Genomic DNA, 25,396 nt, shown 5'->3' on the forward strand with positions numbered 1-25,396 from the left:
ATGTTAGATTCTTTATGGAAAAAGGGTACGGAATTTTTGGGGAGTGAATTTGCCATAATGGGCGGGGCAATGAGCTGGGTTTCAGAAAGAAATTTAGTTTCGGCAATTTCAAATGCAGGAGCATTTGGTGTTATTGCATGCGGGGCTATGAACACAGAGCAATTAAGTTCAGAAATTGAGGCAACACAAAAATTAACTGATAGACCATTTGGTATTAATTTAATCACAATACATCCGAAGCTAAATGAATTAATAGAAGTTTGCATTGAAAGAAAAGTAAGTCATATAGTTTTAGCAGGTGGCTTACCAAGTCAGCAAAGCATAAAGGCAATAAAAAGTAAGAATATCAAAGTTATTTGTTTTGCTCCTGCTTTGATTATTGCTAAAAGATTAGTGAGAATTGGAGCAGATGCACTCATAATTGAGGGAATGGAAGCTGGTGGTCATATTGGTCCAGTTAGCACTTCTGTACTTGCGCAAGAAATATTGCCACATTTTAAAAATGAAAATATACCAATATTTATTGCTGGCGGCATAGGTAGAGGAGAAGCAATAGTTAGTTATCTTAAAATGGGAGCAAGCGGTTGCCAAATAGGCACTTTATTTGCATGTACTAACGAATCAATAGCGCATAAAAATTTCAAAGAGGTGCTGATAAAAGCATCATCAAGAGATGCTGTGTCTTCTGTACAATTAAGTTCTGATTTTTCTGTAATTCCAGTTAGAGCAATTGCCAATAAGGCTAGTAAAGAATTTGCAGAGCTGCAAAAAGAAGTAATTAACCAATATCAGAAAGGCGAAATATCAAAAGAAGATGGGCAATTAGAAATCGAAAAATTCTGGGCTGGGGCTTTAAAAAGGGCTGTAATTGATGGAGATATTGAAAGTGGTTCTCTTATGGCTGGACAAAGTGTCGGTATGGTGGATAAAGAAAGGCCTGTAAAAGAAGTAATAGATATCCTTTTGAGGCAAATGAATGAACATATTGGCTCAAAATTTTAGAAATACTCTTAGATTTATCTAGCAAGAATGTAAGTCTATCTTCTTCATATATTTGAGGAAGTAATTTTATTTGACACTAAGCTGTTACTTCTTTACTTTCTAGTATGATAACATAAGCAATAGCATAATCACCATCATCACTAAGTGATACTTGTATAATATTGTTTTTTGATAGAAGATTAGGGGCATTATTTTTGACAGTGATATTGGGCTTGCCGTTTTTGTCATTACTTATCTCGATATCCTTCATGTTTATTCCATAGAAACCAGTTCCTAATGCTTTAACAAATGCTTCTTTTGCAGCAAAACGTTTTGCAAAGTGCTTCACTTGCATCCGATAATCACTATATTTATAGCTATCTATTATCTCCTGCTCACTATATACTCTAGTTAAAAATTTTTCTTTATACTTCTTCCAGATGTTTTCTATACGGGGGATATAAACAATATCTATACCATTACCAATTAGCATCACATGCTGCTAAAATGCTCAATTACGGCATCAACAGACATAAATTTTGCCTCTCTTGCTCTTTTTTTCACTTCAATTAAGCCATCATTTATAAATTTTTTGCCAATAATGATCTGCCATGGCAAGCCTATTAAATCCATTCTTGTAAACTTAATCCCAGCACTATCCTCAGTTTCGTCATATAATACTTCATCAGCCAATAAATTACTATATATATAGTTTGCAGTTTGAGCGCATGAGTTATCTTTTATTTGTAAGTTGATCAGTCCTATTTTAAAAGGAGCCACAGCTTCCGGCCATTTGATGCCATTTTCGTCGTGATAAGCTTCAATTATCGCTCCAACCAGCCTTGATATCCCTATACCATACGAACCCATGTGTATTGGTACGTTTTCACCACTTTCTAAACTAATTTTTGCATTCATAGGGCTTGAATATTTATCACCAAAATAAAAAATGTGCCCAACTTCTATTCCCTTACTTTTGCTTAAATTTTTAAAAGATATTGGGCACTTTGTTGGGTCATACATACCTTCAGAAACTGCATATATATTTTTTAACTCTTGCACATCTTCACTCTCCAATAATTGAGAAAAGCGACTATCATAATATATTGTGTCTTCACCAGTTTCAGAGAGTATATGAAATTCATGACTTAAATTCCCTCCTATTGGTCCCGTTTCAGCTTTAACAGCAATTGGTGTAAGATCCATGCGCTTGAAGATTTTAATATATGTTTTATACATTAGATCATATGATTTTTCTGCATCTTCTTGACTTTGATCAAAACTATAAGCATCTTTCATTAAAAATTCTCTGCTACGCATGACGCCGAACCTTGGTCTTATTTCATCACGAAACTTCCATTGCATTTGATAAAGAAGAAGAGGTAAATTTTTATAGCTTTTTATAAGCTCACGTATCATGTCAGTTGCAACCTCTTCATGAGTTGGTCCAAAGAGCATGCTACTTCCATGTCTATCTTTTATACGTAGCATTTCATCTCCATAGCCATCATAGCGGCCGGATTCTTGCCAAAAGCTAGCTGGTTGAACACAAGGCATAAGTATCTCTAACGCTCCAGATTTGTTCATTTCCTCTTTTACTATAGATTTAATTTTATCAAGCACTCTAAGACCTAAGGGGAGCCAAGTATAAATACCAGATGCTACCTGTTTGACTAAACCTGCACGCAGAGAATATTTATGTGAGGTTATTTTTACATCTCTCGGACTTTCTTTTAGCGTTGGTAGGTGATATTGCGACAGGCGCATAAGCAGTATTTTAAAATTATTACTTTTATACTGCTTCTCTTAAAATTATTCTACTTTTTATTAGCCAAAAATAATAAAAACATATAGTCAAAAAGAAAGTTGCTATTTTAATAAATAGCAACTTCCCCTAATTATCCACCAATAGCAGGTGTGTTTTTTGCATGTTCTATGTTTGGATTTGTAAGTTTAGTTTGTGGCTTATTTTCTTCAATGCTTGCTTTTTTCTCTTTTAAATTATACAACTCTTTTAAAACTTGATCAAAACTTGTATTTTTTTCTTCAGTAGTTTTGCTCTCTGTTGCAGTATCCTTTTTAGGATTAACTTGAGAAGTTATATCTCGTTCTTTTCCAGAAGTAAGTTTTACCTTCTTTAAATCATCCTCTGTAGGCATTGGTGGAGGAGTTGGAACATCACTACTTACAGTGCCATAAAAGATAGATTGCTTTGTTTCTTGTGCTTTAGATGCTTTATTTTTAACATCACTATTTTTAAACATAGCAAAAGGTTTTTTACTAGACATTGGTGATGGAGATGGTGAAGGAGTTGTTATCTTTTCAAGTTTTCTTTTAAATTCTTCTGGTATAATTAATTTTTTAGGTTCTTTGGTATCAAATTCCTTTGCTAACTCTTGAGTGCTACCCAATCCCGCAGATTTTACTTCTTCTTTAATGCGCATTTGCTTGATAATATTTTGAACTGGTTTTTTTTCCTCTTGAGCTTTGGCTTCAAACATTTGCGCTATACCTTTAACGCTACCTGCAGGTTGTAGTCCGTCTCTTCTAACATCAAGTTTATTTCTCAACTCTTCAACTTTCTTGAAAGAAGACTCTCCTCTTGGTGGTACTGGTGGTGCAACTTTCTTCTGATTAGCAGCATTACTTAAAGCTCTTTCAATAACTTCTTTAGAAGGTTTTGTTGCAATTTTAGGTTTTTCACTAATTTGCGCTCTTTGTGGTTTAGGTAAATCATGTATTTGAAGATGCTGAGGAGCATTATGCACTACCTGATATTCAACTTTTAATCCCTCAGCTGAAGATTTTTGTTGCCTTTTTAGCTGACGAACTTTTTCTGCAGATACATAATCCGATTCATCATAAGATTGAGATAATTTTTGCTGAGCGTTTTGTTGTTCTTGCTTAGGAAATATTTTTTCTATAGTAGCGTAATCAGGGTCAGGAGTAATATAAGCAGTGCTACTACTTTCGATACCTTTTCCATATGCACCCATTAAACTATTCAATTCATTATTAAAAGAATCAATTATTTTATGAAATTGACCTTTTAAACTATCCAGTTCCTCTTTTGGTTTACCCAGTTGTTCATTCTTTATTTCTTCAAATATCTTATTTATTACTTTTTTAAATAAAAATCTTAGCAATCTTATTACTGGACTTGCCTTTGACTCCTTCTTAAGCCTTTCTTTAAATTTCTCTTTTAACTCTTCCGATTGTTTCTTTATCAGTTGAATTGATTGATCAACATCATTTGTGTTCTTTTGAATTTCAGACGCCTGATTATTATTGCTTACAAATATATTTTTTAGAACTTTCATTGAGCTTACAACGTTAATATTTTCTTGTGTTGTTTTGCCTAGTACTCGATTCTTTTCAAACAGCAGAACATCTTTTAATGCATCAAATCCTTTTTGATTTTCAAAAAAAGGTCTTATGTTTGGATAAGATTCTTTATACTGAGGTTCTTGCAATAGATTTTTAATATTTTCTAAATCTTGCTCTCTATTATTAGCCTCTTTAACAATTTTTTTAATTTCACTATCAATATTATCGTTAATAAAATTAGCTGGCTTTAGATTAATTTCAGTCATTTATTTCCCCATATAATTAATTTAAATATTAATTAATTATGTAAAGGAAATTATTAATTATTGGTTAATTTCATTGTATAAAAGATGGAATATTATTAAAGTTGGTATGTAATTTTACATGCTATATAGTGTGAAATACAGAATTATGTACTAAATCTTGCCTTTTACATTGTCAGCAACAGATGCTCTTTTATTTTAATATATCTGGTAAGATAATATGTTTATGCGGGAGTGACGAGGCTCGAACTCGCGACCTCAGGCTTGACAGGCCTGCGCTCTAACCAACTGAGCTACACCCCCTGCATTTCAGTTTTAGTAACAAATATATAAAAATTTGTCAATTCATTCTTAATGTTAGTATTAAAATATTGTAGAGCTTTTTTTTAAAAAATTCAGAAATATTTACAAACTTCAATTTTTTAATATAATTTTAATTTTTATAAGCAAAATTTTGATTAATCCTATTAGCTTAGAAACACTAAACATCATTTCTATTTCAAATGAATTTAGTTCTATAGCTTTAAAGATCAATAGCCTTTTTCAATCCCTTTTATATATCAAAATATTTCACATTCCATTTATAATTCTATGGGTAATATCAATAGGAGTATTTTGTACTGTTAGATTTAAGTTTGTAAACCTCAGCTTATTTAAACATGGTCTGCTTGTGTTACTTGGTAAGAATGAAAAACATAGTAGTGGGCAAATCACGCACTTTCAAGCATTTTTCACTGCAATATCTGCTACTGTTGGTCTTGGTACAATATCAGGTGTAGCAATAGCGATAAGTATTGGTCGACCTGGAGCTATTTTTTGGATGATCATAACAGGATTATTTGGTATGTCAGTGAAATTTGCTGAAGTAACATTGGGATTAAAATATCGCACAAATGAAGAAAGAGCTGGTGGGCCCTTTCAATATATGAAACATGGATTAGCAGAAATTGGCTTACCAAAACTGGGAACAGCAATAGCACTTACTTATGCTATTCTTTTAATTATTGCAATGACTTGCGGTGGTATACCTTTTCAGGCTAATCAAGTAACAGCATTGTTTAATAACCTCTTTCAATACGATAAAAGCTTTGTTGTTCCTTTGATATTATCTTTACTTGTATGGCTCGTTATCATGGGTGGAGTTAAACGCATTGCTAAAGTTGCAACAAGTCTAGCACCTGTTATGACTGTCTTATATATCATAGGGTGCATATTAATTATTTTTATGTATAGAGGTGCACTGGGCAGTGCCTTATATTCAATAGTATCTGGTCTTTTTGGTAAGACAGCTATAGGTGGTGGTGCCATTGGCAGCCTAATCGCTGGAGTAAGAAGATCAGTATTTGCCAACGAAGCTGGCACTGCAACAGCAGCAATTGCTCATTATGCTACACAAGAAAGTGAGCCAGTACGAGCAGGATGTGTAGCAATGATTGGACCATGTATCGATACAATAATAATTTCATTTTTAACTGGCATTGTTATTTTGGTTACTGGTTTCACTGCACAGAATAACAACATAGAGGGCATAGTGTTAATCAAATCAATTTTTTCATCAATATCACCATTTTGGGGATATGTAGTTTTTCCTTTTATCACACTATCATTTGCATTTTCAACCATAATAGCATATTCATATTATTGTGAGGTTGCCTGGGTTTATGTATTTAATAGTAGAAAAAGTATAACTCTATGCCACATTTTAATATTGATTCTGATATATATCAGTGGTTTATCGCAAAATGTTAAGTTGATTTCTTCTTTAGGGGATACTCTGTTTATGTGTCTTACCATTCCTAATGCAATTACAATTTACTTGCTAAGTAAAAAAGTAGGCAATCAATTAAATTCTTATATTCAGAAAGGGCTGTTATGAACAAAATCTTCAACTTATTTATCACAATTCTTTGTTTATTTGCTAAAAATCTACATGCCTGTGAATTACATTTTAGCTATGATACAATTTTAGCTAAGATAAATGATTTCATCAATACGGCACTATTTTTTAAAATATTTGGAATCCCATTTATAGTGTTAATATTATCCTTGGGTGCATTATTTTTTACTCTGCGTTTTAAGTTTATTAATATTAGGCTATTTAAACACGCATTTGCAATTCTTGTAGGAAAATACGATGAAGATCATCATGAGGGAGACATAAGTCACTTACAGGCATTTGCATCTGCGCTTTCAAGCACTGTGGGCTTAGGTACAGTTGCAGGGGTTGCTATAGCTATATCTCTTGGAGGACCAGGTGCAGTGCCATGGATGATGATTGCTGGTTTTTTTGGTATGTCACTTAAATTTTCAGAGGTAACTTTAGCATTTAAATATCGTACTAAAAACTATGATCAACTTTTTAGTGGCCCTTTTAAGTATATGAGATACGGCTTAGAAGAGATAGGTTTCAAAAAACTGGGAATAGTTCTTGCTTCAATTTATGCATGTCTTTTAATATTATCAGGACCGCTAGGTAGCGTAGCGTTTCAAACAAATCAAATGATCGCAATTATTTTAGGGAATTTTGATTTTATAGATAACAACATATGGTTATTTTCTTTAATTATCACTGCTTTACTCGGTCTTGTAATCATAGGTGGCATAGAGAGAATCGCAAAAGTTGCATCTTCACTTGTACCTGCAATGTCAATAATATACATTTTTAGTTGTGTTGTAATAATCATATTTAATATTGACAAATTAGGTGATGCGTTTCTACTTATGTTTCATGGCATGCTTAATGCTAAATCTGTAGGTGGAGGAGCTGTTGGAGCCTTTGTCGCTGGTATTCGTCGTGCGATATTCGCCAGTGAAGCTGGTATGGGATCTGCAGCTATTACACACGCAGCAACAAAAGATGAAGAACCTGTAAGAGCAGGTTTTGTTGCAATGATAGAGCCATGTTTTGATACAATGTTAATCTGCTGTTTAACAGGGCTTATAATTGTCATAACAGGTGCATATCAGTATGCAGGGGATGGGATACTTATGACTCGTAAAGCTTTTGAGACTGTATCTTGGTGGTTTCCTATACTTCTTACAATAGCCGCACCACTGTTTGCATTTTCTTCTGTTGTTGTCTTTGTATATTGTTGTGAGATGAGTTGGCTGTACTTATTTAACGCAAAGAGCCTAATTTTTTATCGCATTATTGTACTTGTGACAGCTTTTTTCTCTGGAATTTCAAAAAATATAATGAATATAGCAGGTATAGGAGATGCGCTGTTTATTTGCTCTGCCATCATTAACATGGTAGCGCTTTTGTTTTTAAGTAATAAAATTAGTGATGAAGTTAAACTGTATCTGTCAAAATTAAAAAATCAAACTGCTAAATAGTGTGTACTAATTTGCAATGAAAAATAGTAAAGACACAACCTTTAGGATGTTGTTTCAATATATTAAGCCATACATTACGTATTTCGTATTAGCCTACGTTATAGCAATAACATCATCTTTAGCAATACTTACGCTTGGGCACGGTATACAAAATCTTATCGATTTATACTCTACACGTACTGGTTTGATGCTGATTAATAATACTGTGTTTTTTTTATGTATTATAGTATTAGTTATAGGGCTTTCCTCTTTTTTTAGATTATACTTAGCAGGATACGGAAGTGAAAAGGTTCTAGCAAAGATTAGATATGACCTTTATAGTCACATTATAAATCTGCCACCGAGTTTTTTTGAAGATATCAGTACTTCAGATATAACTTCTGCTTTAACAACTGACACAGTTGCACTTCAGCCTATACTTTCTGGTAGTATGCTAACAATAGTACGAAATTTTATTACGCTATTTGGCAGTGCTGTAATGTTATTCTACACTAGTTTTAAACTTACTGTATATACTATACTTATAATACCATTTATTCTACTTATTCTTACACTTCTTGGTAGAAAAACACGTACGCTATCACGTCTGGTACGTGATAATATCAGTAATATGGCCTCCTTCAGTGAGGAAACTTACTTGGGCATAGTAACAATAAAGTCGTTCGTTAGTGAGGAAAATCAAAAAAGAAATTTTTTCAAATATGTGAATGAAATATTTAATTTATCTATAAAACTTACATGCTTTCGTGCATTGCTGGTTGCTTTGATCATCACTTTTGTTATAGGTTCAGTAGGATTAGTATTTTGGCTTGGAATTCATGAAGTGTTGCAAAACAACATGACTTCTGGAGCTTTATCATCTTTTATATTCTATTCAGTACTTGCCACAAGTTCAGTAAATAGTATAGGTGATAATATCAATGACATACATAGAGCATTTGGTGTTGCTGAGCGTATTTTTGAACTTATGTCTACAAAAAGTAGTATTATTTCTTCTGCTCTTGCTACTAAGGTAACAGCAGTTTCAAAATGTATAGCTTTCAGTAACGTTACCTTTTGTTATTCATCTAAACAACAACCTGCTTTGAGTAATATATCATTTACTATCAATAAAGGAGAAACTGTTGCACTTGTGGGACCATCTGGCAGTGGGAAAAGCACCATTTTGAAACTTCTGTTGCGTTTTTATGATCCAAATGAAGGTAATATCACAATTGATGGTACTGATATAAGATCACTTACAATGGAGAGTTTGCGTTCCTTATTTGGCCTAGTGCCACAGGATCATACAATATTTTCGTGCTCAATCATGGAGAATATACTTTACGGTAATCCAGACGCTACTTACGAAGAGGTAAGACAAGCGGCAGTAAGTGCCTATGCATTAGAATTTATTGATAAACTACCTAAGAAGTTTGAGTCATTTGTTGGCAATAAGGGATTGAGATTATCTGAAGGACAAAAGCAGCGTATAGTAATAGCTAGAGCAATACTGAAAAATCCACAGGTGCTTATACTAGATGAAGCAACCTCTGCGCTTGATTCAGAAAGCGAGCATTTAATTCAAAAAGCATTAGACAAGCTGATGACTAATAGAACTACTTTAGTTATAGCTCATCGTCTTTCCACAATACTTAGAGCTGATAGAATTATTGTAATCAATGATGGTAAAATAGAAGAAGTAGGAACGCATAAGTTACTTATGGAGCAAGATGGATTGTATTCTAAGTTAGCAAAATTGCAGTTTCGTTATAGTTAATTTTCGTTTTTACTTTCATTACAAGTTGTAAAAAAATATTGAAAATGAATAATAGTCAAGTGTATTACTTTATGTTAAATACAATGTAGAAAGTTATATTATGCTAAGTAAATGAAGAGTTTAAGATTCATCGGTAAAGTAGTAGGAAAGGTCTTTCCTGCTAAGATAATAAGTACTTTTTTTGGCATGGGGTATCTGCCAATTTGGCAAGAACATTGGGCCTCTTTTTTAGCGTTAATTGTGTCTTATATATTACTTTATCTCTCATATGGGTCTTTTCTTCTATCATATGATATTACCGGTATTGCGCTTGTAGCTGCAGTATTCTTTTTAAAACTTTCAATTGCCTTCTTTATCATTCAAACTATTGCAATCTTTGTTTTCCAAGTAAATGAGCCAGGTGCAAACAGTAATGAAAACATCATTATCCATATAGTATTAGCACAACTGCTTGTGGTAGCTCTTACAATGCCAGCAACGCTGGCAATATTTCATAGTATGGCTGGTCTTTATGATCAAATGTGTAAAAAAATGTTCATATGCCCCAAATGGATAAATTCTTTTACTTATTTTCTCATATTTTTTATGATTCCTTACCTATTTTTCAATATTATCGTCATGATGAAACCATGGCCAATTATTACAATACAACTTCACTATAATAATGTATTATCAATTACAGCAGAAGGAGCCATTTACATGCTTTATACAATAGTACTCATATACTTAGTAGCATGTATATTTTTTGACTTGACTATACATGACGCTAATATTTTTAATCGCTATATTTTCAATAATATTAAAGCTTTAAGTGTTGATCTTTATGATATATCAAAAAAGCTTGTTTGATATTAATTGTGTATGTATAAAATACATGTTTTAAAGACATATAATAGTGGATTTTCAAAATATTATTAACGCCTTGGGGGGTTATTGGCAAAAGTATGGTTGTCTAATCATTTGTCCTTATACTACAGAAATAGGTGCTGGAACTTTACATCCTGCAACAGTTATGTCTGTAATTGGTGATAAATCAGCAAAGATAGCGTATGTACAACCAGTTATTAGACCTGCCGATGGTCGTTATGGACAAAATCCAAATCGTCTATATCAACACCATCAATACCAAGTAATAATAAAACCTTCAGTGAATGATCTACAAGATCTGTACTTAAAGAGTTTGTTAGAACTTGGAATATCAACTAAAAGTTACGATATTAAATTTATCGAAGATGATTGGGAAAATCCAAGCATTGGTGCATGTGGCCTTGGTTGGGAAGTAACGTGTAATGGAATGGAAATAACACAATTTACATACATCCAGCAAATTGGAGGAATAGACAGCAGTTCTATTGCTGGAGAAATTGCTTATGGCTTAGAACGCTTAGCAATGCACATACAAAAAGTAGATAACGTTTATGATATTAAATGGGATAACTCTGGTATAACTTATGGAGATATATTTAAACAAAGGGAATATGAGTTTTCTAAATTAGCTTTAGATTATTATGATACTGGGGTGTTAAATCAACAATTTTCAGATGCAGAGAAATTGTGTTTGTTTTTGATAGAAAATAATACGCCGATAGCTGCATATGATCAATGTATTAAAGCCAGCCACCTGCTTAACTTGCTTGATGCTAGAGGCTATTTAGGAGTGAATGAGCGTGCTGTATACATTGCACGCGTGCGAGAACTTGCAAAATATTGTTGTAAATTGTATATGGATAATTCAAATGCTTCCTAACCTTTTATTTGAATGTATTATGGAGGAAATTCCTCCAAAAATGCAAAGTAATGCTGTAATTCAAATAAAAAATTATATAGATAGTGCTTTAAATAAAGGTAATATTAGATTTCAATCTACTGATGTCTTTATAACTGCACGTCGTTTTGTAATATTAATCAGTAAACTAGATGCACAGAAATTAGACGAAGAAATTAAAGGCCCAAACATTAATGCACCAAAAAAAGCAATAGAGGGTTTTCTTAAGAAAACCAAAAAAAATATAGATGAATTGTTAGTGCGTGAAATTAAGAATGAAAAGTTCTATTTCGCTTGTAATATCAATACTCAAATAAATTTAGAAGAGTTTTTCAAAAAAGTTTTAGAAGAGATGTTAAGAGGTTTTTCTTGGCCTAAATCAATGCGTTGGGGAAATGTGAAAGAAAGATGGATAAGGCCAATACGAAGTATGTTGTGTATTCTAGATGATAAAGTAATACCTGTTACATTTGCAGATGTTGTAGCTTCTAATGTTACTTTTGGACACCGATTTCTTTCAACAAAAAAATTTAATGTAAGCAAAATAGATGATTACTTAAATTTCTTAGATGAAAATTATGTAATATTAGATCAAAATAAAAGGAAAGAATATATACTCAAGCAAATTCGTGAATTTGAAATTGATAATAAATTGCAGCTTGAAGAAAATGAAAAGTTATTAGATGAGCTAAATGGTCTAGTAGAATATCCAATTGTTCTATTTGGTGAAGTTGGTAATTTTGATTTACCTGTAGAAGTAATATCAAGCGTAATATGTAGTCAACAAAAATACCTTATATTTAGCAGCTATAAGAATGATAAGAAAAAGATATCTCATTTTGCAACTGTAGTAAGTGTTATAAACGATCAAGTGATACAGGGTTATGAAAGGGTGTTATCAGCACGGCTGACTGATGCTCAATTTTTTGTAAATCAAGATAAAAAATATAATCTTGATTATTATAGCAATAAATTAAACTTAATATCATTTCATGATCATTTGGGTAGTGTTGCAGAAAAGGTGAAGCGTATTACTGCCCTAGCTAAGTACATTGCAATATGGATACCCCTTGCTTCTTTACTAAAAGTTGAACGAGCAGCAACGCTTGCTAAAGCAGATTTAGCAACATCTATGGTGAGGGAGTTCCCAGAGTTACAAGGAGTAATGGGTGGGTATTATGCTAGTTGTTTTAATGAAGACAAAGAAATAATAGATGCTATAACTAATCATTATCTGCCACTTGGTCCTAAGCAGAGTTGTCCTTCATCTACCATAACAATTGCTATAGCTCTTGCAGATAAAGTGGATAACCTTGTAGGTTTTGCCATAGCCGGTGAAAAGTTTTCTAGTTCTAGTGATCCTTTTGCACTGAGAAGAAATGCGATAGGTTTGATACGCATAATACTTGAAAATAATTTAAATATATTGATTAATCTACTACTAGATAAATCAGCTTCGTTGTATCCAAAATCTCTATTTAGCAAAAAGCTTGAAAGACAAAAATTAAGTAAAAAACAAGTAGTAGAAGTTGTATTTAAATTCTGTTTAGAGCGCTTTAAAGTTATTCTCAAAGAAATAAACCTTCCTAAGAACATTATTGAGTCTATTCCTATTGAGGGTAAAATAATTGATTTCTTAAATATTAAGAAAAAAGCAATTATCCTTAATAACTATATTAAAACTGATAATGGAAAACATATCTTAAATACTTATAAGAGGGTTAATAACATAATCAATAAGTCTGATGCAACTTATGAACCAAAAAAACTAAATAAGTTAATGTTGTATAGCATAAAGTCATTAATAGAAAAGGAAGAAATAGTTTTATTAAAGCATATAAAGTCCACTTATAAAAATGTAAAATACATAATTAAAAAAGATGATTTTACCACTGCACTTGATGCATTAGTAGGATTTTATTCAATTGTAAACGATTTTATGGACAATGTTCAAATTAATTGTGACTCCGAGAAATTAAGAAGAAATAGGATGAACTTAATTGTTGCTATACATCAAATTTTTCACTTAATAGCTGACTTTAGTAAAGTCTTAGAACACTAAATCTATTAAAAGCGTAAGGGTTATGTCTTTTGTAATGTGGTATACCTTTCAGGTAAACTAAAAGCCAGCGTGAAAATAGATAACTTAGAAATATTATAATTATGAATAAGTTATCTACTTATTGTCTTATATGAGAACGTTCAACAAACCAAGTCAAACCGAATATAAATAATATAAAAAAGGAGGAATGAACGAAAAAACATCGAATAAAAACAGGGGATTACTAATATAAAATAGACAAGATATAAATTCTAATTTAAAGAGATGAGATGCAAATATTAGACATACTGTAATAGCTATTGAAAAAAGGAGATAGAATATTTTAGAGAGAAGTAAGAAATTCGATAGAATTAGTTCTGCAAAAATAATTTAAACTTTTAAAGTAGGAGTAGTCTCATAAAATATTATATTGGGTTAGATGTCTCACTCAAAGAAACTTTTATAAGTATCGTTGATGAGAAAGGAAAAGTTGTTAAGGAAGAAGTTGTTGCAAGAAAAAGTAAAGCAATAGCAGAGAACTTGCTAAGTCAAGGCAAAAAATAAGAATCCATAGGGATAGAAAGTTGTCAATATCAATGTGTAAAGAGTTAAGGGATTTTGGATTACCAGTGATTTGTGTAGATGCAAGGGGTATAGCTCAAATGATGAGGGTTGGGTTGTACAGAGAAGTATTAGTAAAATCAGATAAATCTTACCAAATCAACTTGGAAGCAGAAGACAGTTAACATGTAGCAAACAGCAGATTATTGGAACAATAAATTGAAGATATACGGTTGGTCGAGGATTAAAATTTGAAAGCTTTTCTTTAAAAATAGAAGAAATGATCTAGATGAAGTTAGCAAAAACTCAATTGAAGCATTAGTACATAGCTTAGAAACAATAGAAGAATCAATTTGATAAATTACTTTCAGAAAAGTGCAAAAAAGATAAAAATTATTAGCCCAGGGGTTGGTATTATAGTAGCAATGACATACAAAGCTGCAATACACATAGGTTTGAAACATCTTATACAGTTGGAGCATATATGGGATTGAGCCCAAGACAGTATGCTTCTGGGGAGATTGATCGACATGGAAGTATATCAAACAATGGAGTGCAGAAGTATGCTATATGAGGCTGCGCAATCCTTGCTGACAAGATGTAAGAGAAAATTTAAGTTAAAAAGCTGGGGATTAGCAAAAAAGAAAGGTATGAAGAAAGCAATTGTTGCTGTAGCGCGGAAGTTGTCAGTAATTATGCATAGGATGCTAATTGATAGAAAAGAATTTTGTTATCAATAAACACTAAAGGAATATAGGTATAATTTTATTGAAAGTAAAGATAGTAATGCCGATGGAAGCGATAAGCAAGAACAGAGGATGAAGCTAAGACTTCGTATTAGTTGTATTAAATAAGATTTGAACTGACACTTAGAACAAAAAATAAGAGAAATGAGTACAATGCAAAAAAAAATACTAAAACTAGGATTTTAGCAAGACAACTAGGAAATGTGTCACAAGCGTATGGGATATTCAAATTTTATCGCTTCAAGGAGTTATACGAAAATGGAGATGAGATAAGTAAGAAAGTTTGCAAACAGAGTTTCGGAAGACATAGAAAGATCTGTATAGCAACAGAATTTCCAGCATATAAAAAATGAGCTGAGAAAAAAATAATATCTGAAGGTGGATAGTTGAGATTTTTAAGAAAAGACTTAAAGCACTAGAAGCAAAAAGATGGAATAATTCTAACAGCTTTAGAAAAAGTGAAAGAACAAAGATAGTGAAATTGATACTCAGGTTATCTGGGTGCTCAAGATACCTATTATGTAGGTAATATCAAAGGTATAGGACGAATCTACCAGCAGACCTTTATCGATACTTATTCTCGTTGCTAAGTCGATAAGACAGCAATTACCTCTTGTTAAATGATAGCCATTCTTTGATATTGCGTATTTTGACTGATAGAGGTACAGAATATTGCGTGAAATTATCAGCTTTATTTAGGCATATCGATCATTCTAGAACCAAAACCCACTCTCCACAGACCAATGCTTCACAAAACTATGCAAATCATCTTTAGAAATATAGTTCTTTAGAAGATCTACAAATTGATGTTGGTTGCGTTCTTACAATGAGACAATCAGACAAATATTGCTATGATAAAACGCCAATGCAAACTTTTCTTGATATATTGCTTTTTAGAAAAACATTAGTAGCATAAAAAAAGATACTGATAGTAGTTTAAATTATTTAAATTCTTCTAATTCTCATTTTTAGATTATGTTCTGTCTAGTACATGTAAACGTTTTAGTTCAGTTTGAATACCCCTAATTTTCTAGTTTGTCTCAGATGAAGAATGAGCTGCTTATCTGACTCCTTGACCTTTTGTAAGGGTGAAGTTTTATGCCTACTACTGAGATCTACTAACCCCTTTTTACCTAACTCTTTATAACGTTTGTACCATTTACGTAAGGTAAATCGCGCAATACCATAATATTCTTTCCTGCATGGCCCAATTCTTTATATAACTCTATCCAATTCAGACGTAACTTAACCTTAGAATCCATTCATTGGTGTGTTTATTTTTTATGATTGTAATAAGGTCTACAAACTATCTCAATTTTTATTTAATCTTACATCTTTATTGTAATAACCTTTATTAATCATACATATAAAAGCAAATTTGCAAATTGAGTTTTCTTTCGCAATTCTTCCACAGTTGCAGCGAAACTTTCCCTCGTATATCAACCATTTGACTTCGGATAATTTGCGTTTTCAATCATTTTTATAGCACTATAACGATCTGTTATTATTGGCTGTTGTTATATGAATTACATGCTTGTATATCTACCGCAATATGACCAAGAAATTTTTTTACCTGCATCATACTTCAGCAGTATCCGTGTTTTTTATACCTTGAGCGTCAATTATACAGAAGCTATTTCCGACCACTGTTTTGTCTCAATTAATTTTTTTTAAGATACGCTCCAAAACGCTTTCTTTATCTATACCTACTCCATTTCTTAAAATAATCATAGCAATTGCGCCATTTTGTTTAGGCAACATTCGCCACTGACAACCACTCTTCAAAACGTACAGCACGCCGCAAAATAACTCATATAAGTTCTGTTTTCTTGGTTTTGTTTTTTTCTCGCACTTTCCAAAATCTGTCTGATTTTCTCAAATTTCTTGCGACTTTGGGTATGAATTTTGCATAATATATTTTTTATATATATTATATCCATCTTATCATTCTTCCTAGATCGCATACAGGTTCTTAAAGATTCTGGGAACAAAAAACCATCTGTTTATATTGATGAATCTGGTATAGAGAACATACGGATATTGCCGGAAGAGAGAGATACACTAAAATCAGCAATGATTGCAACATTAAGTAATAAAAAAATTGTAGTGCCATTAACTTTCGAAAGAACAGTTGGTTTGAGCAATTTTTAATACCAATTTTGCAACATTTGACATTTCCATAAGTCGAAGAAAACTGTTGAGCTTATCAAGAAAGCAGGAAGTGAAATTTTGTTTTTGCCGCCTTATTCTCCAGATTTTAATGAAATTGAGTACCATTGGTTTGCCATCAAAAGCATAGCCCTGTTCAAGTCTTTTCCTGCTTTCTTATGAGTCGTTCAGTGGGAAATGCTATATATCACTGTTCATTTTTTGCTGTGATTCTTTTACCTGAGACATTTCTTCCTCTTTGAGTTTGTTTTTTTTCTTCTCGAATTTTTCCTTAAATGCGTCTATCTTTGACAAACATTTATTTTTAAAAGTATTAACTTCTTTTTTAAAATCATCGACTAATTCATTATTTTGAATATGAACCTCCTTTATTTTATTATTAATTAATCTAGCTTTTTCATTTAACTTTTCAATTTGATCAATGGTGGTTATTTGATCTACATTATGTTCTAGCAATGCAAGTATATCTATTTCCACGTCTAAACATTTTAAAACACATTTGTATGACGTATCACTTGGAGCGTGTTTTAACCTTTCCTCTAACTTCAAACATTCCTCACGACTAGGTGATTTTTGAAGAATATAAAGTGCTTTCTCTGGTGAAATAGACTTTACTCTCCTATTGTCATTTCCTTGTTGTTTATGCTTTGGCATACATAATCCTTCTTTATTTATTAAGTAATAGTATTAAGTTCTTAAGAAGAAGTAGATCGTGTAAAAACAATGAATGAGTGCATAAAATGAAATCCGCTATTTGCAATATATTTTTCTTATGCTATAACACACAAATTTTAAGATATAAATAAGTTATGAGCGTATTGGTAGTAGAATCTCCAGCAAAAGCAAAGACCATAAGTAAATACTTAGATAATAAGTTTAGAGTGGTTGCTTCTTTTGGCCATGTTAGGGACTTACCAGCAAAAAATGGATCTGTGGATCCAAATAATAACTTTGCTGTAAAATATGAAATTATAGATAAAGCCGAAAAATATATAAAAGAGTTAGTTAAAGCAGCTGCAAAAACATCAGCAATTTATTTAGCAACAGATCCAGATAGAGAAGGTGAAGCAATTGCTTGGCATGTAATAGAAGTACTAAGAGAGAAGAAAGCAATAACTGATAAAGTACAAATATATAGGATAGTATTCAACGAAATTACCAAAAATGCGGTAACCGAAGCAATTAAAAACCCACGCACAATTAGTATGGACTTAGTCAATGCGCAGCAGGCACGTAGAGCTTTAGATTATCTAGTTGGCTTCACTTTATCACCTCTTCTATGGAGAAAATTACCAGGTAGTAGATCGGCAGGGCGAGTACAATCTGTAGCTTTAAGACTTATCTGTGAACGTGAAAACGAGATAAGTAAATTCATATCGCAAGAATATTGGAGTATTAAAGCTGAGTTTTTAAGTGAGAAAAATGAGGTATTTTTTGCCTTACTTAGCCACTATGATAATAAAAAATTAGATAAGCTTGATATAAAAAATAAGCAAGAAGCTGATGATCTAGTTGATATCATAAAAACTAAACAATATGCCATTGCAAAAGTAGAAAATAAACAAGTAAAAAGAAATCCGCCATTACCATTTATTACGTCAAGTTTGCAACAAGAAGCTTCAAATAAACTAGGCTTTGCCGTAAAAAATACTATGCGTATAGCACAAAATTTATATGAAGGTATTGATATTGGTGGAGAAAGTGTAGGCTTAATTACTTATATGCGTACGGACGGTTTTTATATTGCTGATGAGGCTATAAATGCAATAAGGCAGATGATTAATTCAATGTTTGGAGAGAAATATTTACCAAAATCTGCGAGAAAATATACAAAAAAAGTAAAGAATGCACAGGAAGCTCATGAAGCTATAAGGCCAACAGATGTTACTAAAACTCCAGATAGTATTGCAAAATTTTTAACTGCAGAGCAACTTAAGCTTTACGAATTAATATGGAAGAGAACTGTAGCTGGGCAGATGGAGTCTGCACTTATTGATCAAGTTGCAGTTGACGTAGAGTCTCAAGATAGGCAGATTATCTTGCATGCTACTGGCTCTACTATTGTATTTGATGGTTTTTACAAGGTATATCAAGATAACAAAGACGATGAAAGCATCAAATTACCTAGTCTTAAGGAGGATGAATCATGTGAACTAAAAGAAGTTATTCCTGATCAGCATTTTACGCAACCTCCTCCTCGTTTCAATGAGGCAAGTTTAGTTAAAAAAATGGAAGAGATAGGGATAGGACGACCATCAACTTATGCAACTATCATATCAGTGCTGCAGGATCGTGGGTATGCTGCTTTTGAAAACAAACGTTTTATTCCTAGCGACCGTGGCCAGATTGTGACAATATTTTTAACGAGTTTTTTTAGTCGTTATGTTGAATATAATTTTACTGCTAACATGGAAGAAGAATTAGACTTAATATCAAATGGAGATATTTTTTGGAAGGAGGTGCTTGGCAAGTTTTGGTCTCCATTTATACAGAATATTAATTCTATAAAAGAAATGGAGAACGATAAGATATTAGATACAGTGCGTACCGGCTATCTCTTTCCTGATGATATAGATACAAAATGTCCAAAATGTGAAGATGGAAATTTAAGGCTCAATGTTGGACGCACAGGAGTATTTTTAGGTTGCTCAGGCTACCCTGAATGCAAATATACAAGAGAAATTAAAGATGATAATAATAATGACAATCAAGATGCAAGTCAGTCAGAATATCCAAAATTACTTGGATTGGATCCAAGCTCGCAAAAAGAAGTGTTTATAAAAAAAGGTCCATATGGGTTTTACGTGCAATTAAGTAGCGAAGGCAAAGGAAAAAGAGTGTCTTTGCTCAAAGATGTGGATCCAAGTTTGGTTGATTTAGACTTTGCCCTCAAAATGCTATCTTTACCAATGGTTATTGGCCATCATCCAGAAACAAAGAAAGAAATAAAAATAGGGCTTGGCCGTTTTGGGCCTTATATTTTTTATGATGAAAAATATTTTTCGCTCAAGAAAAAGGATATTTTTAATGTCACAGTTGATGAAGCTCTATCAATCATCACTTCTAGCAGTAGTGGAGAAGTAAAATCTTTGGGATGTAATCAAGATGGAGAAGAAATCTCAGTACGCTCTGGAAGATATGGACCTTATATAAAATGTGGTAAGATAAACGTTGCTCTTGGTAAGGATTTTAACGTGGATGAGATAACTCTAGAGAAAGCCATAGAGATGATTGAAAATAAAAAGCAGAAGAAATAATAAGTTTGACTTACTTAGAATATAATAGTTAATTTTTTATTAATTTATGTAATAAAATAAGTAATAATATAGAGGTTAATTATGAAAATACTTATTGCAAGCGAAATATTTTAGAATGGTGTTTCAAAATATACATATGATGAAAAGGAAGATTTAGAAATAATAGGTGACATACCTGCTAATGCTAAAGTAGAGATAAAAAGTGGAAGAAATTCAACATTGTTTGACTAAGTTCATTGGACAAATGGGCAGAATGAATAGAACTATTAAACAAGCCACATTATGAAACAAACTGAAGTTTTGAAAGCTATGCTCAAAAACTCAAGACCCTCAAATTTTTAACACCTATGGAAAAAATATTGTCTGAATACAAATTAACATGTTTCATTCAAATCCTTACTATTACTTGATGGGACTAAACACCTAGGCAAAAACTGTTTCTTAGGGGGAAAAAGTGTTATACAAGCTATCCAGGACAAAGAGTTCACTAAACATGAGTCTTGTAAATCAGCTACTCCAGCTAGCACACCTACTCTTTTGGAACAAGCTTCTGTCAGTAATGTTTTTAGTAATTTGAAAGATTAATGCGCCCAATTTGGTAAATATCTTTTTGGTGGATGAGTTTCTTTAGAACTATTTAAAAATATCTACAAAACTTTATTTTATTTACAAGATGAATTTATACTGATTAATGTATAATTAAAGTGTGTAAAAATATAAATTGAAATGGTAGGGGGAGTGATAAATTTTTTGCAAGAGCAAAAGAAGTACAGGATATTTTGGTGGGGATTTGGTGGCAGCTTATTTGACCATCTATGTAGCACTTTACGTTTTGACGCTGAGTATTTACTTGAGAATAAGGCAAATGAAGAAGATAAGTTTTATGACTTAATGAAAGCTTATGGTGAAATGCCAGCCTACCCTTGGTGGCCGTGGAGCAGAAAAATTAAAGATATAAGTTTAAGCCAGAGCCAAAAGGAAAGGGTAAAAAATTATCCGTATTACAGGTTGTGGTATAGGTTTATACTTAGCATCTTTACCTCAGTATCACTGCATTTCTACTTTATAAAATGGCATAAATTATCTTATCAGGGGGAAGAGATGGTAAAAAAGCATAAAATTGGTAGAACTAAGAACATTAATGATCTATCACATATTCATTTTTTAAATCAAGAGACCCAGATTAGTGATGATGTTGATGTTGTGCTTGAAGAGGGGATCACTTTCTCGTTTGGCAAAACAGAAGATTCAATTATGCAGCTGAGTTTAAAAGAAGCATTAGAACTTTTTGGCTTACCTAAACTACTGGAACGTTTGGATCATGGGTTATATGCAATTAGATCACATCAAACGCAAAAAGAAGATTGTGAAAAGTATTTCAGTGAAGAAGTAAATCAAAAGTTTAAGAAGTTGTCCTTAGCCTATCATCCAGATAAAGTAGCTGGCAGCTGCGTGGAAGATAAAAAAAGAGCCACAGAAATGCAACAAGGAGTAAATACTACATGGCAAATAATGAAAAATCTTTATGAGTATGCAACTGCTAACCACACTTCAGTTCTCAACAGGGATTTTCAATATAGTTTTTATGCTAATGTAGAAATTGGCTTATTGTCTAGTAAGGACAAGTTGGAGCAGCTCAACGATAAAATATTAGATAAATTATGGTGGATATCAAAGGTAAGTCATGCGCATCTGACAAGTTTGTTAGATAAGTTCTTGGTAGCAAGCAAGTCTACTATGGAGAAGCATCTATTAGATGAAAAGAAAGATTTGCAATCTTTAGAATGGAATATAGGGTGTAAAGTTTTAAAAGCAGTAGATGAGTATATAGAAAGATATAGAGGTTTTACTGGAGAGCTAGCTAAGCTATATAAAGATTGCCAAGATGATGAGGATCTCAAATACATAAAACCCTCAATAGGTAAGTTGCTAGAGAGATGTGAGCTCCAATGTAATATATTATCTTCAGCACAAAAATTTTTTAAGGAGAGAAATGGCTATATATTTTCCTATCCAATAAATCCAAAACCGTATTCCTTATCAGAGAGAGAGAATTATGAGAAGGTAGATGAATATTTTGTTCTACCAGTGATAGAGTATTTAAACATTTTATTTATATCTAAAGAACTTGCAAAGAAGGCAGAGAAGAAAAAAAGTTTATATAAGAAATCGAGGAAATTTATATCATCAAAAATAGGAAGTCAAACAGAAGTAGCCAGTGAAGCAAAAGAAGAAACACAATTACCAGATGAGAGAACAAGCGAAGAGATGGTACTAGAAAAAATGCAGGAGCTTCAGCGTGCGGAACTACATGAGCTTTGCTATTATCTTATGAGTTATCGTTGTTATAATTTAAATAAAGAAGATTTGTTTAATTTACTGCGAAAAAAGTTTAAAGCTAGGGAAATAAATAAAAAAGAAGCAGCAGATCTAGTTTATAAACTAATCTCACAGTATCTTGCGCGTTTAACTTGTGAATTTACACCAAAAAGAACCCTAAATGATGCACTTGCTGATTACGAAAGATTGGCAAAAATGGTGGATGAAATATTTGAAAAAGCACAAAAAGTTCGAAAGCAGCAAGAGAGAATTGCTGAAGATTATAGAGAAATACGTGAAGACTTCAAGAAAATGGGAGAACAATTGGATAAACAACAAGAGCATCTAGATAAACAATCTGAACAATTGGAGCAATTAGATAAAAATGATAAAAGACGTGAAAAACAAGCACAAAAGCTTAAACAAGAGGTGGATGATGTAGAACAAGTATTAAAACAACTTATGAAAGAGAAAAGGTTATATGTTACTACAGAAGGGCCAAACCCTACTTTAGAAGAAACATCTGTTTGTGATAGGGATAATGTGTTGACGCAACACTAAATAACATATTAACTTTAACATAAAAGGGGGAGAGGATGATAGGTGTGCAGCCGGTAGATAAAAAGAAAAAAGCTGATGATGAATTAGAGAAAGTAATAAGTGAGTTAAAAGCAATAGATGAAGATTTAAATACACGTTTTGATAATATCAAGAAAATGCTAAAAATTAAAAGGCTTATTATACAACTGTTTGACCGTTACACACTTGAGGTTTTTGAAACACAGATAAAATCTTATAAAATAGTTTTTGAAGAGATATCTACTACCATTGCTGAAGGTAAAAAGGAAAACAAGAGTAGCAGTGAGATTATTAGTAGGCTAGCCAAAATAAATTTAGATGTAGAGTACAAGGATAAAAAAGTGCAAATTGAGCGTAGTAACACTTTAGAGAAGTTGCATTTATCTGCAGGCAAGATGGCAAAAGGGCTAGAAGCTACCATAGCTAACTGTAGGAACAATACTTTAGATGATCACAATAATGAATTAAAGAATAAGTTAATTGTGACATAGGATGTATTAGATGAAACCCTTAAAGAAAATGGAGAGCTGGCAAAAGAAAAGGAAGATTTAGTGGAACAAATACAAGCAAAAGATAGGCAAATACAAGAGCTACTAAATAGAGATAAAAAGCGAGAGGCAGAGCATCAGCTATTAGCACAACAAATAAGTGATGTACAAAAGGTGCTTGCAGCAATGATGAGTCAAAGTTCTGAGTTTAAACAATTCAATAATCCAAATTCACCATCATCATCTTTAAGTGGTAGTGATATTGAGATAATAGATATGCAAAGTAAGAAGCATAGCTAAAAGTTTTTCAATTATAGAAATTAAAGTTTTTATTGTACAGTTTAAGTTGGTGATCTAATGCCATGTAATGAGCTACTCAATGCTGTTTATTATGGAAAAGCCATAGTAGTAGAATATCTAATTAAAGCTGGATACGATATCAACGTTAAAGATCAAGAAGGCAAGACATTACTAGATATCGCTACTCAAAAAGGCCATACAAAAATAATAGAGCTACTAACTAAAAATAAGACTAACGTTGATAACAATAATTATATTTTACTCAACTCTTGCCAAAGTGAGACAATCTCTTTACCTGAAATAACAATAGAACTATTTTCTGCTGCTGTAGATGGAGATTTTGAGTATGTAGAATATGCTGTAGAATTAGGTATTGATGTCAATACTCAAAATAAATACGGCAGCACACCACTTTTTCTAGCTGCTTATAATGGCCATGCAAAAATAGTGGAATTTCTTATCAAAAGTGGAGCCAAAGTTAATGCTATAAATCAAAGCGGAGAGACGCCTCTTATTGCAGCTGCTCTTGCAGGACATTTAGAAGTAGTAGAATACTTAATTAAAAATGGAGCTGACGTTAATATCAAAGGTCAGTATAGTAATACCGCATTACACCTTGCTACTTATGAGAATCACATAAAAGTAGTAGAAGTGCTGATTAGAAATGGAGCCAATATTGATGCTAAAAAACAGAATGGTAACTTAGCACTGCACCTTGCTGCTTATGGAGGATATATAGAAATAACTAAACTGCTAGTTGAGAGTGGAACTGATATTGACGCTACAAATCAAAATGGGGATACATCTCTCATCTTGGCTGTTGGCAAAGGAAAATAGCCTATTATCTAATAAAAAAAGTCAGCCTAGTAAGGAAGCTGAAGAAGTTAAAAGATTAAAAAGCGAACTTGAAGAAAAGAAAGAACAGATAAAATATTTGCAAAAGGATGTCGATAATTTAGCAGAAGAAAACAGCAAACTTGTAAAAGCAAAACGTCAACTAGAAAATGCAAGAGATAACTCTATTGATAGTGATAATCGAATCACTCAAGAAAATACTCAATTACAGAATGAGCTAAAGGATGTGCAGCAACAACTAACAAAATGCGAAAGTGAAAATAAAGAGCTGAAAAACAAAGAAGCCTCAATAGTAAATACTCAAGGAATAAAAGGCAAAGTAAATTATACCTCTGCTTCTTTTATATTGTTTGGAGTATGTGCTGTTGGTGCAAGTTTAACAATACCTTATTTAGCAGCATGTATCACACTTGCTATAGCTGCATCGACTTTTCTTGTAGCAGGGCTTTGCTATTCATATAAGGTAAATACAGCACTTAGCGATGTTGAAACTGATCAACAAAATAAGCAATTACTTGAAAGTAGTATTTAAGGTTTTATCTATGAGCAAACCTAAAAGTGTGATGTAAACTCTAAATTCAAGAAAAGGTAGTGCAATGAAGAGAATAGCATTTTCAGCAATTTAAAGGAATTGATAATTTTTGTAAATT

20 protein-coding genes, 1 tRNA gene and 2 pseudogenes are annotated in these 25,396 nt (G+C 32.3%); 17 read left to right on the plus strand and 6 right to left on the minus strand.

Annotated elements, in window-relative coordinates; translation table 11 throughout:
* On the plus strand, positions 1–1,002 hold the full coding sequence (locus AACL09_RS04405; RefSeq protein WP_339047267.1) for a nitronate monooxygenase: 1,002 nt from the start codon (positions 1–3) through the stop codon (positions 1,000–1,002).
* Between the two features lie 76 nt (positions 1,003–1,078).
* Here AACL09_RS04405 and AACL09_RS04410 read toward each other — a convergent pair whose 3' ends face one another.
* The 4 genes from AACL09_RS04410 to AACL09_RS04425 form a co-directional block, all read right to left on the minus strand.
* A complete protein-coding gene (locus AACL09_RS04410; protein ID WP_339047269.1) occupies positions 1,079–1,474 on the minus strand; it encodes a holo-[acyl-carrier-protein] synthase in 396 nt (131 codons plus the stop codon).
* Complete coding sequence (gene proS, locus AACL09_RS04415; protein WP_339047271.1) at positions 1,474–2,748, minus strand: proline--tRNA ligase; 1,275 nt, start codon at positions 2,746–2,748, stop codon at positions 1,474–1,476. The genes AACL09_RS04410 and proS overlap by 1 nt, the downstream gene beginning before the upstream one ends.
* A gap of 131 nt (positions 2,749–2,879) precedes the next feature.
* Positions 2,880–4,574: a hypothetical protein gene (locus AACL09_RS04420; protein ID WP_339047273.1), complete on the minus strand. Its 1,695-nt coding sequence runs from the start codon at positions 4,572–4,574 to the stop codon at positions 2,880–2,882.
* Between the two features lie 226 nt (positions 4,575–4,800).
* Positions 4,801–4,874: transfer RNA gene (locus AACL09_RS04425), tRNA-Asp, on the minus strand.
* A gap of 214 nt (positions 4,875–5,088) precedes the next feature.
* On the opposite strand from AACL09_RS04425, the gene AACL09_RS04430 reads away from it, so the two are divergent.
* The 9 genes and pseudogenes from AACL09_RS04430 (at position 5,089) to AACL09_RS06465 (ending at position 15,751) form a co-directional block, all read left to right on the plus strand.
* On the plus strand, positions 5,089–6,447 hold the full coding sequence (locus tag AACL09_RS04430; protein WP_339049023.1) for an amino acid carrier protein: 1,359 nt from the start codon (positions 5,089–5,091) through the stop codon (positions 6,445–6,447).
* The gene (locus tag AACL09_RS04435) at positions 6,444–7,907 is read left to right on the plus strand and encodes an amino acid carrier protein (RefSeq protein WP_339047276.1); all 1,464 of its coding nucleotides are present in this window, start codon (positions 6,444–6,446) and stop codon (positions 7,905–7,907) included. The genes AACL09_RS04430 and AACL09_RS04435 overlap by 4 nt, the downstream gene beginning before the upstream one ends.
* Positions 7,908–7,923: 16 nt before the next feature.
* Positions 7,924–9,666 carry an ABC transporter ATP-binding protein gene (locus AACL09_RS04440; protein ID WP_339047278.1) on the plus strand — a complete coding sequence of 581 codons (1,743 nt, stop codon included), beginning with the start codon at positions 7,924–7,926 and terminating at the stop codon, positions 9,664–9,666.
* 111 nt (positions 9,667–9,777) lie between these two features.
* Complete coding sequence (locus tag AACL09_RS04445; protein WP_339047280.1) at positions 9,778–10,515, plus strand: phosphatidylglycerophosphatase; 738 nt, start codon at positions 9,778–9,780, stop codon at positions 10,513–10,515.
* A 46-nt stretch (positions 10,516–10,561) separates the two neighbouring features.
* Positions 10,562–11,413, plus strand: coding sequence for a glycine--tRNA ligase subunit alpha (locus AACL09_RS04450; RefSeq protein WP_339047281.1), 852 nt, complete (start codon positions 10,562–10,564; stop codon positions 11,411–11,413).
* The gene (glyS, locus tag AACL09_RS04455; protein ID WP_339047283.1) at positions 11,403–13,493 is read left to right on the plus strand and encodes a glycine--tRNA ligase subunit beta; all 2,091 of its coding nucleotides are present in this window, start codon (positions 11,403–11,405) and stop codon (positions 13,491–13,493) included. The genes AACL09_RS04450 and glyS overlap by 11 nt, the downstream gene beginning before the upstream one ends.
* Before the next feature lie 575 nt (positions 13,494–14,068).
* Positions 14,069–14,218 carry a hypothetical protein gene (locus AACL09_RS04460; protein ID WP_339047285.1) on the plus strand — a complete coding sequence of 50 codons (150 nt, stop codon included), beginning with the start codon at positions 14,069–14,071 and terminating at the stop codon, positions 14,216–14,218.
* A 345-nt stretch (positions 14,219–14,563) separates the two neighbouring features.
* Entirely contained in the window at positions 14,564–14,773 is a 210-nt protein-coding gene (locus tag AACL09_RS04465; RefSeq protein WP_339047287.1) for a hypothetical protein, read from the plus strand.
* A gap of 209 nt (positions 14,774–14,982) precedes the next feature.
* Positions 14,983–15,751, plus strand: a pseudogene (locus AACL09_RS06465) (IS481 family transposase).
* A gap of 587 nt (positions 15,752–16,338) precedes the next feature.
* On the opposite strand, the pseudogene AACL09_RS04480 reads toward AACL09_RS06465, so the two are convergent.
* Positions 16,339–16,719, minus strand: a pseudogene (locus AACL09_RS04480) (transposase); the annotation flags it as partial.
* A gap of 295 nt (positions 16,720–17,014) precedes the next feature.
* Between AACL09_RS04480 and AACL09_RS04485 the strand changes: the two are divergent.
* Positions 17,015–17,110, plus strand: a complete 96-nt coding sequence (locus AACL09_RS04485) for a hypothetical protein (protein ID WP_410519834.1) — start codon at positions 17,015–17,017, stop codon at positions 17,108–17,110.
* 18 nt (positions 17,111–17,128) lie between these two features.
* On the opposite strand, the gene AACL09_RS04490 is transcribed toward AACL09_RS04485, so the two are convergent.
* Positions 17,129–17,602 (minus strand): hypothetical protein, encoded by a 474-nt coding sequence (locus tag AACL09_RS04490; protein WP_339047289.1) that lies wholly within the window; start codon positions 17,600–17,602, stop codon positions 17,129–17,131.
* Between the two features lie 155 nt (positions 17,603–17,757).
* Between AACL09_RS04490 and topA the strand changes: the two genes are divergently transcribed.
* The 6 genes from topA (at position 17,758) to AACL09_RS04520 (ending at position 25,278) form a co-directional block, all read left to right on the plus strand.
* On the plus strand, positions 17,758–20,205 hold the full coding sequence (gene topA / locus AACL09_RS04495) for a type I DNA topoisomerase (RefSeq protein WP_339047291.1): 2,448 nt from the start codon (positions 17,758–17,760) through the stop codon (positions 20,203–20,205).
* 738 nt (positions 20,206–20,943) lie between these two features.
* Positions 20,944–23,085: a hypothetical protein gene (locus AACL09_RS04500; protein ID WP_339047293.1), complete on the plus strand. Its 2,142-nt coding sequence runs from the start codon at positions 20,944–20,946 to the stop codon at positions 23,083–23,085.
* A gap of 35 nt (positions 23,086–23,120) precedes the next feature.
* The gene (locus AACL09_RS04505; RefSeq protein WP_339047295.1) at positions 23,121–23,594 is read left to right on the plus strand and encodes a hypothetical protein; all 474 of its coding nucleotides are present in this window, start codon (positions 23,121–23,123) and stop codon (positions 23,592–23,594) included.
* A 60-nt stretch (positions 23,595–23,654) separates the two neighbouring features.
* On the plus strand, positions 23,655–23,891 hold the full coding sequence (locus AACL09_RS04510) for a hypothetical protein (protein WP_339047297.1): 237 nt from the start codon (positions 23,655–23,657) through the stop codon (positions 23,889–23,891).
* Positions 23,892–23,948: 57 nt separating this feature from the next.
* Positions 23,949–24,728 carry an ankyrin repeat domain-containing protein gene (locus AACL09_RS04515; RefSeq protein WP_339047299.1) on the plus strand — a complete coding sequence of 260 codons (780 nt, stop codon included), beginning with the start codon at positions 23,949–23,951 and terminating at the stop codon, positions 24,726–24,728.
* Positions 24,685–25,278, plus strand: coding sequence for a hypothetical protein (locus tag AACL09_RS04520; RefSeq protein WP_339047301.1), 594 nt, complete (start codon positions 24,685–24,687; stop codon positions 25,276–25,278). The genes AACL09_RS04515 and AACL09_RS04520 overlap by 44 nt, the downstream gene beginning before the upstream one ends.
* Positions 25,279–25,396 lie beyond the last annotated feature (118 nt).

Source organism: Candidatus Mesenet endosymbiont of Phosphuga atrata (assembly GCF_964020175.1).
In the GTDB taxonomy this organism is placed as follows: Bacteria; Pseudomonadota; Alphaproteobacteria; order Rickettsiales; family Anaplasmataceae; genus Mesenet.